Source organism: Micromonospora sp. NPDC048887, from assembly GCF_040649715.1.
GTDB lineage: Bacteria > Actinomycetota > Actinomycetes > Mycobacteriales > Micromonosporaceae > Micromonospora.
The window spans coordinates 99,501-113,415 of the sequence record NZ_JBEZGA010000010.1; the positions used below are offsets into that span (position 1 = coordinate 99,501).

General features: G+C 75.0%; 11 protein-coding genes. 7 read left to right on the plus strand and 4 right to left on the minus strand.

From position 1 onward, the window contains the following. Window positions 1–52 precede the first annotated feature (52 nt). From AB0C17_RS17320 to AB0C17_RS17345, 6 genes are all read left to right on the plus strand, one after another. Window positions 53–760, plus strand: coding sequence for an adenosylcobinamide amidohydrolase (locus tag AB0C17_RS17320; RefSeq protein ID WP_357469060.1), 708 nt, complete (start codon window positions 53–55; stop codon window positions 758–760). 106 nt (window positions 761–866) lie between these two features. Beyond that, window positions 867–2,084 (plus strand): CapA family protein, encoded by a 1,218-nt coding sequence (locus tag AB0C17_RS17325; RefSeq protein WP_357479328.1) that lies wholly within the window; start codon window positions 867–869, stop codon window positions 2,082–2,084. A 59-nt stretch (window positions 2,085–2,143) separates the two neighbouring features. After that, window positions 2,144–2,923: an endonuclease III gene (nth, locus tag AB0C17_RS17330; RefSeq protein WP_357479331.1), complete on the plus strand. Its 780-nt coding sequence runs from the start codon at window positions 2,144–2,146 to the stop codon at window positions 2,921–2,923. Continuing rightward, the gene (locus AB0C17_RS17335; RefSeq protein WP_357479334.1) at window positions 2,920–3,525 is read left to right on the plus strand and encodes a TlpA disulfide reductase family protein; all 606 of its coding nucleotides are present in this window, start codon (window positions 2,920–2,922) and stop codon (window positions 3,523–3,525) included. Before nth ends, AB0C17_RS17335 begins: the two co-directional genes overlap by 4 nt. Continuing rightward, entirely contained in the window at window positions 3,522–4,214 is a 693-nt protein-coding gene (locus AB0C17_RS17340) for a CoA pyrophosphatase (RefSeq protein WP_357385435.1), read from the plus strand. Before AB0C17_RS17335 ends, AB0C17_RS17340 begins: the two co-directional genes overlap by 4 nt. Before the next feature lie 76 nt (window positions 4,215–4,290). Beyond that, entirely contained in the window at window positions 4,291–5,469 is a 1,179-nt protein-coding gene (locus AB0C17_RS17345) for a MarP family serine protease (RefSeq protein ID WP_357468780.1), read from the plus strand. 15 nt (window positions 5,470–5,484) lie between these two features. Here the strand turns inward: AB0C17_RS17345 and AB0C17_RS17350 are convergent, their stop codons facing one another. The 4 genes from AB0C17_RS17350 to eccCa all read right to left on the minus strand — a co-directional run bounded on the left by AB0C17_RS17350 (window position 5,485) and on the right by eccCa (window position 12,413). Further along, window positions 5,485–6,210, minus strand: a complete 726-nt coding sequence (locus tag AB0C17_RS17350) for a phosphatase PAP2 family protein (RefSeq protein ID WP_357468783.1) — start codon at window positions 6,208–6,210, stop codon at window positions 5,485–5,487. A gap of 30 nt (window positions 6,211–6,240) precedes the next feature. Further along, window positions 6,241–7,032 carry a phosphatase PAP2 family protein gene (locus AB0C17_RS17355; protein WP_357479337.1) on the minus strand — a complete coding sequence of 264 codons (792 nt, stop codon included), beginning with the start codon at window positions 7,030–7,032 and terminating at the stop codon, window positions 6,241–6,243. 40 nt (window positions 7,033–7,072) lie between these two features. Continuing rightward, a complete protein-coding gene (mycP, locus tag AB0C17_RS17360; protein ID WP_357479339.1) occupies window positions 7,073–8,386 on the minus strand; it encodes a type VII secretion-associated serine protease mycosin in 1,314 nt (437 codons plus the stop codon). 88 nt (window positions 8,387–8,474) lie between these two features. Then, window positions 8,475–12,413 carry a type VII secretion protein EccCa gene (eccCa, locus tag AB0C17_RS17365; protein ID WP_357479342.1) on the minus strand — a complete coding sequence of 1,313 codons (3,939 nt, stop codon included), beginning with the start codon at window positions 12,411–12,413 and terminating at the stop codon, window positions 8,475–8,477. Between the two features lie 105 nt (window positions 12,414–12,518). On the opposite strand from eccCa, the gene eccD reads away from it, so the two are divergent. Then, window positions 12,519–13,901 carry a type VII secretion integral membrane protein EccD gene (gene eccD / locus AB0C17_RS17370; RefSeq protein ID WP_357479345.1) on the plus strand — a complete coding sequence of 461 codons (1,383 nt, stop codon included), beginning with the start codon at window positions 12,519–12,521 and terminating at the stop codon, window positions 13,899–13,901. The last annotated feature ends 14 nt before the right edge of the window (window positions 13,902–13,915 follow it).

The window sequence follows — 13,915 nt, forward strand, 5'->3', positions numbered from 1 at the left end:
TCGGCCCGGCCCGGCGCCACCCGTTCCCACCTGTGATCGTAGGGTGACCGGCGTGCTGTGTGAGCCGTTCCTGACCAGCCGGTCCGAAACCGGGTGGGACATCCCGCTGCTGGTGTGGCGGGCCGAGAGGCCGCTGCTGGCGGTCGGCTCCGCGCCGCTGGGCGGGGGGATCGGCGTCCGCGGGTGGGTGCTCAACGCGACGGTGCCGATGTCGTACGACCGGGACGACCCCGCCGCCCACCTGGCCGACCTGGCGGACGGCCTCGGCCTGGACGGCCCCGGTGTGGGGCTGCTGACCGGCGTGGACGTGACCGAGATGGTGCGCCGCACCGACGGCGGCGTCCGGGTCTGGGCGACTGTGGGCCTGGGCACGCCGGTGTGGGCCGCCGCGCCCGAGCCGGCCCACGCCGCATCCGGCCCGGCCCCGCACGCCGCATCCGGCCCGGTCCGGCCCGCGCAGCACGTCGGTACCGTCAACATCGTCGCGTACGTGCCGGTGCGGCTGAGCGAGGCCGCACTGGTGAACGCCGTGGCCACCGCCACGGAGGCGAAGGCGCAGGCGATCTGGGAACTGGGACTGCCGGCCACCGGCACCCCCACCGACGCGGTGACTGTGCTCTGCCCGGCCGAGGGCGATCCGGCGGCTTACGGCGGCCCTCGCTCGGCCTGGGGCGCGCCGCTGGCCCGGGCCGTGCACGCCGCCGTGCGCTCCGGTGGCACCGGGACCGTGGTGCCGTGGTCCGACCGGCGGGCGGGCTGACGTGGGCTCGGCGTATTCGACACGCCGGGTTTTCCGACCGATCGGCCCTCGTCGCGGCGTTCCGGGGACGGTAGCGTCGCCGACGATGTACGCTCCCGCCCGTTCTGTGCCCCGTACCCTCCGTGCCGCCGTCGCCGGGACGCCCGCCGCCGCTCCCGGGCCGCGTCGCGCGGTGCTCGGCCGGCGCCTCGCCGCGTTCGCCGCGCTCGTCGCCGTCCTCTTCGTCGCCGGCTGCGGCGGTGAGGCCGGCGGGTCCGGCGATCCCAGGTGGCAGGCGGGCCAGGGCGGCGGGTCGACCGGCTCGGCCGGGCCCGCGACCGGCGACCAGCCGGCGGCGCCGGACGGCGCGAACGAGCCGTCGATCTCGCTCACCGCGACCGGTGACGTGATCATGGGGAACGCGCCGGACCGGCTGCCGCCCAACGGCGGCAAGGGCTTCTTCGACGACGTGAAGTCGGCGCTCAAGGGCGACCTGGTGATGGGCAACCTGGAGGAGCCGCTCACCGACGACACCGGCGCCGGCAAGTGCGGCCCGGAGCCGAAGAACTGCTACCAGTTCCGCGCGCCGCCCGGCTATGCCGCGCACCTGCGCTCGGCCGGGTTCCAGCTGCTCAACCAGGCCAACAACCACGGCTACGACTACGGCCGGCAGGGCTACGAGAACACCCAGTCGGCGCTTGAGGCGCACGGGCTCAAGCACACCGGCGCCCCGGGCGAGATCACCGTGGTGGACGTCAAGGGCGTCAAGGTCGCCGTGGTGGGCTTCTCGTCGTACCCCTGGTCGAACAGCCTGGTCGACCTCGACGCCGCCAAGCAGGTGATCGAGATGGCGAAGGAGTCGGCCCAGATCGTCGTGGTGCAGGTGCACATGGGCGCCGAGGGCGCGGACAAGACCCGGGTGAAGCCGGGTACCGAGATGTTCTTCGGCGAGAACCGCGGCGACCCGATCCGCTTCTCCCGGACCGTCATCGACGCGGGCGCCGACCTGGTCATCGGGCACGGCCCGCACGTGCTGCGCGGGATGGAGTTCTACAAGGGGCGGCTGATCGCGTACAGCCTGGGCAACTTCGCCGGCGGCGGGAAGTCGCTGAACAGCTCGGGGCGGCTCGGCTGGGGCGGGGTGCTCAAGGTGTCGCTCACCGCCGAGGGGAAGTTCGCCGGCGGCACGTTCACCTCCACTGTGATGAACGGTGTGGGCCGTCCGTCGGTCGACCGGCAGAACCGCGGCCTCGGGCTGGTCCGCGAGCTGAACCGGACCGACTTCCCGGACACCGGCGCGAAGCTCGACGGAACCGGCAAGATCACCGCACCGGCGGGTGGCTGAGCGCACGCCGGCCGCGCCGAGCCGCCGGAGCGTCGGCCCCGCGACGTAGGCTGGCCGACGTGACCACGCGCTCCCCCGAGACCGACCTCGGCCGTACGCGCCGTGCCCGGCGCATCGGCCGGGTGCTGACCGAGACGCACCCCGACGCGCACTGTGAGCTCGACCACTCCAACGCGCTGGAGCTCGCCGTCGCGACGATCCTGTCCGCCCAGTGCACCGACAAGAAGGTCAACGAGGTCACGCCGAAGCTGTTCGCCCGCTACCGCACCGCCGCCGACTACGCCGCGGCGGACCGCGCCGAGCTGGAGGAGCTGATCCGGCCCACCGGGTTCTACCGCAACAAGACCAGCTCCCTGATCAACCTCGGGCGGGCGCTCTGCGAGCGGTACGACGGCGAGGTGCCCGGCCGGCTCGACGACCTGGTGACCCTGCCCGGGATCGGCCGCAAGACCGCGAACGTCATCCTCGGCAACGCCTTCGGCGTCCCCGGCATCACCGTCGACACCCACTTCCAGCGGCTGGTGCAGCGGTGGCAGCTCACCACCGAGACCGACCCGGTGAAGATCGAGCACGCGATCGGCGCGCTCTACCCGAAGCGCGACTGGACGATGCTGTCGCACCGGGTGATCTTCCACGGCCGCCGCGTCTGCCACGCCCGCAAGCCCGCCTGCGGCGCGTGCACGCTGGCGAAGCTGTGCCCCGCGTACGGCACCGGGCCGACCGAGCCGGCCGCCGCGGCCAAGCTGCTGAAGGGCCCCCGGGCCCGTGACCTGGCGGTCGCCGTCGGCCTCGACCCCGACCTGGTGCCGCAGCAGGCCGCCGCGGCGGACGTGCCGTGATGCGCCGGCTCGCGTACCTGCTCGTCCCGCTGCTGCTGGCGGCGGCGGGCTGCACCGCCACGGCCGAGCAGCCGGAACGCCCGGCGCCCGCCACCCGGGCCGAGCGGCCCTCGCCGTTCGCCGACTGCACCCCGCTGACCGTCGCGCCCGCCGCCGCGTCCCCGGCGCCCGCCGGGAAGGCCGGGGAGCAGCTGCCCGACCTGACGCTCAACTGCTTCACCGGCGGCGCACCTGTGAATCTGCGCGACGTCAAGGGCCCGGCCGTGATCAACGTGTGGGCGTCCTGGTGCCCGCCCTGCCGCAAGGAGCTGCCCGCCTTCCAGCGGCTCAGCGAGCGGGCCGACGGCCGGTTCCAGGTGATCGGCGTGAACAGCCGGGACAGCCGCGGTGGTGCGCAGTCCATCGGCGAGGACTACGGCGTCGACTTCCCGATGCTGCTCGACCAGGGCGACGCGTTCCAGCGCGCGCTGGAACGCAACGCGTTCCCGCTGACCGTGCTGGTCGACGCCGACGGGCGGATCCGGCACACCGACGCGACCGGCGCGCTCGACGACGCCCGCCTCGCCGCTCTGCTCGAACGCCACCTCGGGGTGCGGGTATGACCCGACGCCCGCCGGGATGGTTCGACCCGTTGCTGGGCCGGCTCGGCACCGCGCGGGCGGAGGACTTCACCCGCATCGTCACGCCGGAGAGCGGCGGCCGGGAGAGTGCCGTGCTGGTGCTGCTCGGCGAGGAGCCCGGTGCCGGGCCGGACGTGCTGGTCCTCCAGCGCGCCGCGACGCTGCGCAACCACGCCGGGCAGCCGGCGTTCCCCGGCGGCGCGGCCGACCCGGAGGACGCCGACCTCCGCGCCACCGCGTTGCGCGAGGCCAACGAGGAGGTCGGCCTCGACCCGGGCAGCGTCACGGTGCTGGCCGAGCTGCCCCGGCTCTGGATCCCGGTCAGCGACTTCGTGGTCACCCCGGTGCTCGCCTGGTGGCACGACCCGCACCCGGTGCATCCGCGTGAGCCGGCCGAGGTCGCACACGTGGCCCGGCTGCCGGTGACCGAGCTGGTCGACCCGGACAACCGCATGCGGGTACGCCACCCGAGCGGCTGGATCGGCCCGGCCTTCTCGGTGCGCGGGATGCTCGTCTGGGGCTTCACCGCGGGCGTGATCGACCGGCTGCTGGAGATGGGCGGCTGGTCCCGGCCCTGGCCGCACTCCCGGGTGGTGGATCTGCCGCCGGTCGACGCCACGCCCGCTCCCTCGGCCGGCACCGAGACGGCCGACGAGAGCCCGGTGCGCTGATCACCCGTACGCATCCCCGGGTCACGTTCCGCGAGCGCTGAGCCGACCGCGGGCAGGGTGCCCGTACCCTTGGGGCGTGTCCGCCGTGGATCTCGTCCTTCTTCTGCTCATGCTCGTGTTCGCGATCAGCGGATACCGTCAGGGTTTCGTCATCGGGGCCCTGTCGTTCTCCGGCTTCTTCCTGGGTGCGCTGCTCGGCCTCCAGGTCGGGCCGCTGATCGCCCAGCAGTTCGAGGCCAGCGGCACCCGCGTGCTGATCTCCCTGGTGGCGATCTTCGGGCTCGCCGTGCTGGGGCAGGCGCTGGCCGGCTGGCTCGGCTCCAACCTGCGGGCCGCCATCACCGGGCGGACCGGCCGGAAGATCGACGACGTCGGCGGCGCGTTCATCTCGGTCGTCGCGGTCATGCTGGTGGCGTGGCTGGTGGCGGTGCCGCTGGGTTCCTCGTCGGTGCCCTGGCTGGCCGCCTCGGTCAAGAACAGCGCACTGCTCACCGTGGTGGACCGGGTGCTGCCCGACCGCGCCCAGGACCTGTCCACCGCCCTGCGGGACACCGTCGACACGAACGGCTTCCCCGACGTGTTCAACGGTCTGGGCAGGACCCCGGCCCGGCAGGTCGCACCGCCCGACCCGGCGCTGGCCAACTCCCAGGTCGTGCAGAACAGCAGGCGGTCGGTGGTCAAGGTGCTCGGCTCCGCGCCGAGCTGCTCGCGCCGCATCGAGGGCTCCGGCTTCGTGTACGCCGACGACCGGGTGATGACAAACGCGCACGTGGTGGCCGGCACCCGCTCGGTGGCGGTGGAGTTGCGCGGCGAGCGGTACGACGGCGAGGTCGTCGTCTACGACCCGGACCGGGACCTCGCCGTGCTCTACGTGCCGGGGCTGCCCGGACCGTCGCTGCGGTTCGCCGCCGGGCCGGCCGCCACCGGCGCGGACGCGATCGTGCTCGGCTTCCCGCTCGACGGCCCGTACGACGCCCGCCCGGCCCGGATCCGGGACGTCGACCGGATCACCGGACCGGACATCTACTCGGCCGGTGACGTCAACCGGGAGATCTACACGATCCGGGCGCTGGTGCGCAGCGGCAACTCCGGCGGCCCGCTGGTCTCCTCGAACGGTCTGGTGCTCGGCGTGATCTTCGCGGCGGCGGCGGACGACCCGAACACCGGCTTCGCGGTGACCGCGGCCGAGGCGCGACCGGTGGCGCTGGCGGGCGCGGAGCGTACCCGGGGAGTCGCCACCGGCGACTGCACCTGAGCTGGCCGGCGGCGCTCAGCCGCCCACCGGTGCTCCCGCCGGTGTCGCCTCGTCACCGGAGCGGGACAGCGGCAGATGGGCGCGGCCCCAGGTGAGCGTGCGGTCGAGGACCGCCCGCGCCATGATCGCCACGCAGGCGCCGCCGTTGAGGAACGAGGCGACCACGTCGCTGGGGTGGTGCATGCCCCGGTACATCCGGGTGAGCGCCACGCCGATCGGCACCAGCACCAGCAGCGTCCACCAGGTGGCCTTGGCCGGGGTGCTGCGTGCCCGCAGCGCCAGCAGCAGCGCCAGACCGACGTAGAGCGCGGTGGCCGCCGACGTGTGCCCGGACGGGAAGCTGGACGTGGGCGGGGAGGCGTCCATGTGTGCCACGGCCGGACGGTTCCGGTCGATGACCATCGTGGTGAACAGGAAGATCAGCGCCTGTGCGGTCACCGCCGCGCACAGGAACAACGGTTCCCGCCAGCGGTGCAGCACCAGCCGCAGCACCAGGGCCGCCAGCACCGTCACCACGACGATCATCTGGGTGCTGGCGAGCGTGCTGAACACCAGCGAGACGTCGTTCCAGCCCGGCGTCCGGTCGCCGGCCAGCTCACGGTTGACCGTGTCCTCCACTGTGAACGGCCACGTGTGGGCCAGCACCCGGGTCACCAGCAGGCCCAGGCCCACCATCAGCGCGAAGAGCAGGACCAGCGGCAGCAGGACACGCCGGGTGACTCGGATCACGACATCGGACATGGCATCGCCTGTACCCCGGCGCGGGTCCGGCTACGCCCGCCCGCCCTCCGGCCCCTGGTCGGCCAGCTCCGGCTCGACCCCCTCACGCAGCGGACGCGCGGACCGCCGCCCGGAGCCGCTGCGCCAGGTGGCGAAGCCGGCCGATGTCGCGGCCACCACGGCGGCCCCGAGCACCCAGCCACCCACCACGTCGCTGGTCCAGTGCACGCCCAGCGCGATCCGGCTGAGCCCGGTCACCACCGTGACCAGCACGGCGGCCGTCCACAACGCGACCCGGCCCCGGCGGCTGTCCCGTGCGAACGGCAGGAACACCAGCAGCAGCACGCCGGCGGCCAGCGTGGCGTTGAGCGCGTGCCCGGACGGGAACGAGTAACCGGCGGCCCGCGCCACCGGTTCGAGCAGATCCGGCCGGTCCCGGCCGACGAGCAGCTTGAGCAGCGCGCCGAGCAGCCCGCCGGTGACCATGGTGACGACCACCCACACCGCGAGCCGGGGCGCGCCGCGCCGGACCAGCCAGACCACCACCGCGACGGCGGCGACCCGCAGCGGGCCGGGTCCGAAGACGTGCGTCCAGACCGTCATCGCGTCGACCCAGACGGGATGGTCCTGCGCGTACCCGTGGAACGCGTCGGTGATCGAGGCGTCCAGCCGCAGCAGGGGCGGCCAGGCGCCGAGCACCAGCAGCGCGATCAGGGCGAACGGCACCAGCACCAGGAACGCCGCGACAGCGGCCACTGTGAGCCGCAGGCCGAGAGAGTGCTCGCGGTCGAGGCGGCGATCGCGCCACGACCGGTGCGTGACCGGCGCCCCGGTGGTCTCCATGGGGCTTCCCCTACCCACCTGAGGGCAGGGTCAGACTGGTTCAGCGGCGGGTCTGCCGGAACCGCCGCACCATCAACGCGGTGCCGGTGACGAGCGCGACGAACAGGGCCAGGCCGGTCCAGAGCCGCTCCGGGGCCCAGACCTCCGTCTGCCCCGCCGGCCGGGCGGTCCAGCCCTCCGCCGTACGCCCGACCGGATCGCCACCCCGGCCCGCCGCCGCGGCCCGGGTGTCCCGCCCCTCGCCGGGTGCCGGGCCGAAGCCCACCACGCCGGGGGAGGCGTTGTCGTCCAGCGGGTTGTGGCCCACCCCCGGCACGTCGCCGGTCAGCGCGGCCACCGGATCGACAAGGCCGTAGCCGAACCGGTCGTCCCGGCCGGTCGGCCCGAGGTCCCGGGCTGTGGTGATCAGCCGGTTGACCACGTCGCCGGCCGACATCTTCGGATAACGGGCGCGGACCAGGGCGGCGGTCGCGGCGACGAGCGGCGCGGCGAAGCTCGTCCCCTGCACCCGCCAGTAGCCGTCCGGCCGGGCGCCGTAGAGCCCGGTGGCCGGGGCGCTGAGCACCGTCTCGTGCCCGGTGATCGAGCCGGACCAGAGGTTCTCGCTGGTCCGCTCCAGGCCGGTGACCGCGAGCACACCCGGTTCCCGGGCCGGATACCAGACCTCGGTGGTCGTCGAGGTGGCCAGGTTGCCGGTGCAGGCCACCACCACCACGTCCCGCGCGAACGCGTAGTCGAGCGCCGCGGCCAGGGCCGGGTTGTCGATGCTGCCGCCGAGCGACAGGTTGACCACCCGGGCGCCGTTGTCGACCGCCCAGCGCACCGCCTTCGCGATGATCAGCGCGTCGTCGTAGCGGTTCTCGGCGTCGAGGACCCGGACCGGGAGGATCTTGGCATCCGGCGCGAGCCCCACCACGCCCCGGTCGTCGTCGGCCCGCCCGGCGATCAGCCCGGCGACGGTGGTGCCGTGCCCCACCGGGTCCGGGCCGTCCGAGCCGTCCGGCGTCACCAGATCCAGGCCGGGCAGCACCTGACCGACCAGGTCGGGGTGGGAGCCGTCCACACCGGAGTCGATCACCGCGACCACCACGCCGCGCCCGGTCGAGGTGCGCCACGCGGTCGTCGCCCGCAACTCCTCCAACTGCCACTGCTCGTCGCGTACCTGGTCGGTGCGCAGCAGGCCGCCGGGGGCCACCCAGGGCCGCGCCACAGTGGCCGGGGCGGCGGGCGCGGCGTGTGCCGGCGGCGCCAGCGGACCGGCCACGGTGACCAGTGCCGACGCGGCGGCGAGGAGCGCGCGTCCGGCGAGACGCCGGGGCGGCCCACCGGGCGGTCCCTGCCGATCCCCTGTCACATTCCCCAGCCGTTCGGTCGCGTCAGACACATGCTGCACGGAGATTACCGGTTGTCCCGCCCGTCACGGGGCAACTCGGCGAGCCCGATCACCCGGGCGGGAGATGCGCCAGCTGCACCAGGCGCACCCCCTCCCGGCGGGTGACCAGCCGCGCCCGCCCCGGGGGGAGCGGCCCGGCCTTCACCTGGCCGACGAGAGTGCCCTCCTCCGGCCCGCCCGACATCACCAGCCCGGCCGTGGACAGCTCGCGCAGCCGCTGCACGATCGGCTCGTACGCGGTCCGCCCGGCACCGCCGGTACGCCGCGCCAGCACCAGGTGCAGCCCGATGTCCCGTGCGTGCGGCAGGTGCTCCTCCAGCGCCCGCAACGGGTTCGTCGGGCCACCGGCCACCAGGTCGTAGTCGTCCACGAGCACGAACAGCTCCGGCCCCTTCCACCACGACCGGCTGCGCAACTGCGCCGGGGTCACCTCCGGCCCCGGCTGCCGCCCCTGGAGGTAGCCGGCGGCCGACTCGATCAGCTCGGCGGTGTGCGGCGCGGCGGTGCCGTACCCGATCAGGTGCGGAGTCTCGATCACGCCCATCAGGCTGCGCCGGTAGTCCACGAGCATCACCCGGGCCTGCTCCGGGGTGAACCGGTTGACGATCGAGGTGGCGAGCGCGCGCAGGAACGACGACTTGCCGCACTCGGCGTCGCCGAAGACCAGGAAGTTCGGCTCGGTGGTGAAGTCCAGCACCACCTGGGACAGGTCCGCCTCGGCCACGCCGATCGGGAACGCCAGCCCGCTCGTCGCGCTCTGGTCCAGCTCGGCGTACGGCAGCACCGGCGGAAGCAGCCGCACCCGTGGCGCGGGCGGACCGGTCCACGCGCCGGCCACCGCCTTGACCAGGTCGGCCGTCTCGGCCCCCAGCGCCTCGACGCGGGGCTCGGCGGTGAGGAAGTGCAGCCCGCCGGGCGTGATGCCGCGTCCCGGACGCTCCTCCGGCACGGTCGCCGCCAACGCGCGCTTGACCACCACCGAGTCGGCCGGGTCGCCCAGACGCAACTCCAGCCGGGAACCGAACAGGTCGCGGATCGCCGGGCGGAAGTCCGACCAGCGCAGGGCGCTCGCCACCACGTGCACCCCGTACGCCAGGCCCCGGGTGGCGAGCTCGGTGACCAGCGGTTCCAGGTCTTCGTACTCGCCGCGCAGCGTGTTCCACCCGTCCACCACCAGGAACACGTCCCCGAACGGGTCGGGCGCGCCCGCCGCCCGCCGCCGTCGCCACGCGGCCATCGACTCCACACCGGCCTCGGCGAACCGTCGCTCCCGCTCGGCCAGCAGCCCGGCGACCTCGCCGACGGTACGGCGCACGGCGGTGCCGTCGGAGCGCCCGCTGACGCCGCCCACGTGCGGCAGGTCGCGCAGCGCGCCGAGCGTCCCGCTGCCGAAGTCGAGGCAGTAGACCTGCACCTCGGCCGGGGTGTGGGTGAGCGCGAGCGCGCAGACCAGCGTGCGCAGCAGGCTGGACCGGCCGCTGCGGGTGGTGCCGACCACCGCGACGTGCCCGGCCGCGCCGTCCAGCGCCAGCCAGAGCAGGTCGCGCCGCTGCTCGAACGGCTTGTCCACCACCGCCACCGGCACCTGTAGCGCCCCGTGCAGCTCCGGATTGGCCACCGCGAGCCCGCGTACCGGGTCGGCGCCGACCGGGCCGAGCAGCTCGTCCAGGGCGGGCGACGCGTCCAGCGGCGGCAGCCACACCTGGTGCGCCGGCGGGCCCTGCCCGGCCAGCCGGTCCACGAGCAGATCCAGCAGCGTCTCGCCGCCGTCGTCCTCGGCCGGGAGGGCGGCGGGCACGGGCGGCTCGGGCACCGGGACCAGGTGGGTGGAGAAGGTGAGCACGCGCGCCTCACCGGCACCGGACGCGCCCGCCGCCCCGCCGCGCCGGCGGACCGCGCCGGAGACGTACGCGGCCTTGAACCGGACCAGCGGGTCGGTGCCCGAGCGCAGGTAACCGTGCCCCGGACTGCGCGGCAACTCGTGCGCGTCCGGCACGCCCAGCACCGTCCGGGACTCCAGCGCCGAGAACGTCCGCAACCCGATCCGGTACGACAGGTGCGTGTCCAGCCCGCGCAGTCGCCCCTCCTCCAGCCGCTGGCTCGCCAGCAGCAGGTGCACCCCGAGCGACCGCCCCAGCCGGCCGATCTGCACGAACAGGTCGATGAAGTCGGGCTTGGCGGACAGCAGCTCGGAGAACTCGTCGCAGATCAGCAGCAGCGACGGCAGCGGGGCCAGCGGCGAACCGGCCGTCCGGGCCCGCTCGTAGTCGCGCACGCTCGCGAAGTTGCCCGCCCGGCGCAACAGCTCCTGCCGGCGCATCAGCTCACCGTTTATCGCGTCCACCATCCGGTCCACAAGCGGCAGCGCGTCGGCCAGGTTGGTGATCACGGCGGCGGTGTGCGGCAGCCGCTCGAACGGCGCGAACGTGGCGCCGCCCTTGAAGTCGACGAGCACGAAGTTGAGCTGCTCCGAGCTGTGCGTGGCGGCCAGCCCGAGCACGAGCGTGCGCAGCAGCTCCGACTTGCCCGAGCCGGTAGCGCCGATCAGCAGGCCGTGCGGGCCCATCCCGTCCTGCGCCGACTCCTTCAGGTCGAGGTCGATCGCCCCGCCGTCGGCGCCCACCCCGATCGGCACCCGCAACCTGTCCCGCGCGGCCCGGGGCGCCCAGCCCTGCTCGGCGGTGAAGCTCTCCGGGTCACCCAGACCCAGCAGCTCGGGCAGGCCCAGCTCGGCGCCGGGCAGCGCGTCCGGCCCCCGTACCGTGCCGGCCAGCCGCAGCGGCGCGAGCCGCCGGGCCACCGCCTCGGCGTCGGCGGGCGCCAGCGCGTCGGCGGCACCCACCTCGGCGTGCCCCTCGGCGGAGTGCGAGTGCAGGCGGCCGTCGACCAGGTCGAGCAGGAGCGCGTACCGGTCGAGCAGCCGGGGCGGCGGGGTGTCCAGGTCGAGCACGGTGACCGCGTCGATGCCGCCGTCACCGGCCAGGTCGCTCGCGCCGGTCAGGTCACCGCCGTCGAGCACCACCACGACGTGCGGCCCGTCCGTGGCCGTGCCGTGCGGGCTGAACCGGGACCGGGCGCCGAGCACGTCGTCGAGCAGCCGTTCCAGGTCGGCGGCGGAGCTGGTGACCAGCCGCACCGGGCCCAGCGCGTCGGTACGCGCCGGATGATGGGCGTGCGGCAGCCACTTCACCCACTCCCAGACGGCCCGGCGTTCCGGCCCGGCGCAGACCGCGATCAGCAGCTCGTCCGGCGCGTGGAAGACGGCGAGCTGGGTGAGCACCGCCCGGGCCAGCGCCTGCGCGGCGGGCGAGCCGGCGCCGCGTACCGGGCCGGCCGGCCCGCGCACGAAGACCCGGGCGAAACTGCGCAGCGACAGCGCCACCGGCAGGTCCGGCACCACCGAGTACGCGTCCAGGAAGCGCCGCAGCGCCCCGGCCGTCATCGGCTCCAGCTCCTCCAGCGGGCGGGTGACCGGTGGGACCAGCGGGGTGGCCAGCGTCTGCGGCCCCGTACCGACCCGGACCACGGCGAAGTCCGGGTCGCCGGGCCGGCGTTCCCAGACCCGGTGACTGTCGACAGTCGACCAGAGCCGCCCCGGCTCGGGATGGCGGTAGGACAGCCCGGCCCGCTGGGCGCCGGCGGTCTCCCGCACCCGGCGCCGGAGCGTGCCCAGGTGGCGCAGGTATTCCCGGCGGGCGGCCATCAGCTCGGACTTCTTCGGCCCGGCGCTGCCCCAGGTGGTCACCAGCATCGCCACCGAGGAGAGGCCGAACATGCCGCCCACGACGTACGAGTAGGCGCCACCGCCGCGGCCGAACATCATCGCCATGGCCACCGTCCCGCCGAGCATCGGCAGCACCGTCAGCGCCTGCTGCCAGCGCCCACCGGCGGCGGCGGGGATCTCCGGCGGCGCCTCGACGGGCAGCTCGCCGACCGGGATCTCCGGGGCCGGGCGGCGTGGCGGCCGCTTGATGACGACAGTGGACACTCACCCTCCCCGAACGTGGCTCTGGGTAACCCGAGCCTGGCTCATCGTAGGTAAAGTCCTCTCGTCCGTCAGCCCACTCCCTCCGCGCGATATGGAGATGCCTCGATGACAAGCGGGCTCGCCCGGGTCACCATCAGCGCGCCCAGGCGGCGGGTCGACGTGGCCCTACCGGAGCAGGTCCCCCTGGCCGAGCTGCTGCCCGAGGTGCTCCGGCACGCCGGCGAGGGGCTGGCCGACGACGGGGAACGGCACGGCGGCTGGGTGCTGCGCCGCACCGACGGCGCGGTGCTCGCCACCGCCCAGGCGCTGCTGCCGCAGGGCGTCCGCGACGGCGAGGTGCTGCACCTGGTGCCGGCCCGCGCCGAGTGGCCCGAACTGGAGTACGACGACGTGGTCGAGGCGATAGTCGACGGCGCCCGGCGCCGGGGCGCCGCCTGGTCGGGTCACGCCACCCGGGCCGCCGCGCTGGCCGGTGCCGCCGTACCCCTGGCCGTCGGGCTGGTCGCGGTGGTCGCGGCCGGTCCGGGGGAGCACGGCTGGCCGGTCGCCGCGGCGGTCGCCCTGATCCTGGTGCTCACCGCCACCGCCGCGTCCCGGGCATACGGGGACGGCCCGGTCGGCGCCACCCTCGGCGGGTACGCGCTGCCCTGGGCGGCGGTGGCCGGAGCGCTCTCGGTCGCCTCCGGCGATCCGGTCGGCCCGATCGTGGGCCTGCGTTGGGTGGGCGCCCCCGAACTGCTCGTCGGCTCGGTGGCGCTGCTGCTGGTGGCGGTGCTCGGCCTGCTCGGCGTGGCCAGCCGGTCCCGCGTCTTCGTGGCCGGGGTGACTGTCGGCCTGGCAGGTGTGGCAGCCGCGCTCGGCGGGTTGCTGCTCCACCCGGACGGCACCGCCGCCGTACTGCTCGCCGTGCTGGTGTTCGCCCTCGGCGGGCTGCCGCTGCTGGCCATCCGGGTCGGCAAGCTGCCGCTGCCGCCGCTCACCCTGCCCAGCCCGGCCGGCACCCGGGACCTGCCGGACCGGGGTCGGGTGCACGCGGCGGTGGCCCGCGCGGAAGAGGTGCTGACCGGGATGCTGCTCGGCCACGCGGTGCTCGCGGTCGGCGCGGTCGCGGTGCTGGTCTCCGTCGGCCGGACCGCAGGGCTGCTGTTGGCGGCAGTCGCGTGCGGGGTGCTGCTGCTGCGTTCGCGCCTGTTCGTGGCGGTACGGCACCGGGTGCCGGCGATAGTCGCCGGGCTGACCGGGTTCGCCCTGCTCGGCGTGGTGCTGGCCGACCGGGCCGGTCCGGGTGGCCGGCTGGCGCTGACTGTGGGCGGGCTGGCCCTGGCCCTGGCGGCGGTCACCGCCGGCGCCACCTACGCCCGGCGCCCGGTCTCCCCGTACCTCGGGCGGCTGGCCGACCTGACCGACACCGCGCTGGTGGTCGCGGTCGTGCCGGTGGCCTGCGCGGTGCTGGGCCTCTACGACCGGGCCCGCGACCTGCTCACCTAAGACACGCGGAGGCC

Coding starts and splice junctions, on each gene's coding strand:
- AB0C17_RS17340 (WP_357385435.1), top strand. CDS start 3,522: ATGACCCGACGCCCGCCGGGATGGTTCGACCCGTTGCTGGGCCGGCTC.
- AB0C17_RS17350 (WP_357468783.1), bottom strand. CDS start 6,210: ATGTCCGATGTCGTGATCCGAGTCACCCGGCGTGTCCTGCTGCCGCTG.
- AB0C17_RS17355 (WP_357479337.1), bottom strand. CDS start 7,032: ATGGAGACCACCGGGGCGCCGGTCACGCACCGGTCGTGGCGCGATCGC.
- eccD (WP_357479345.1), top strand. CDS start 12,519: ATGACAAGCGGGCTCGCCCGGGTCACCATCAGCGCGCCCAGGCGGCGG.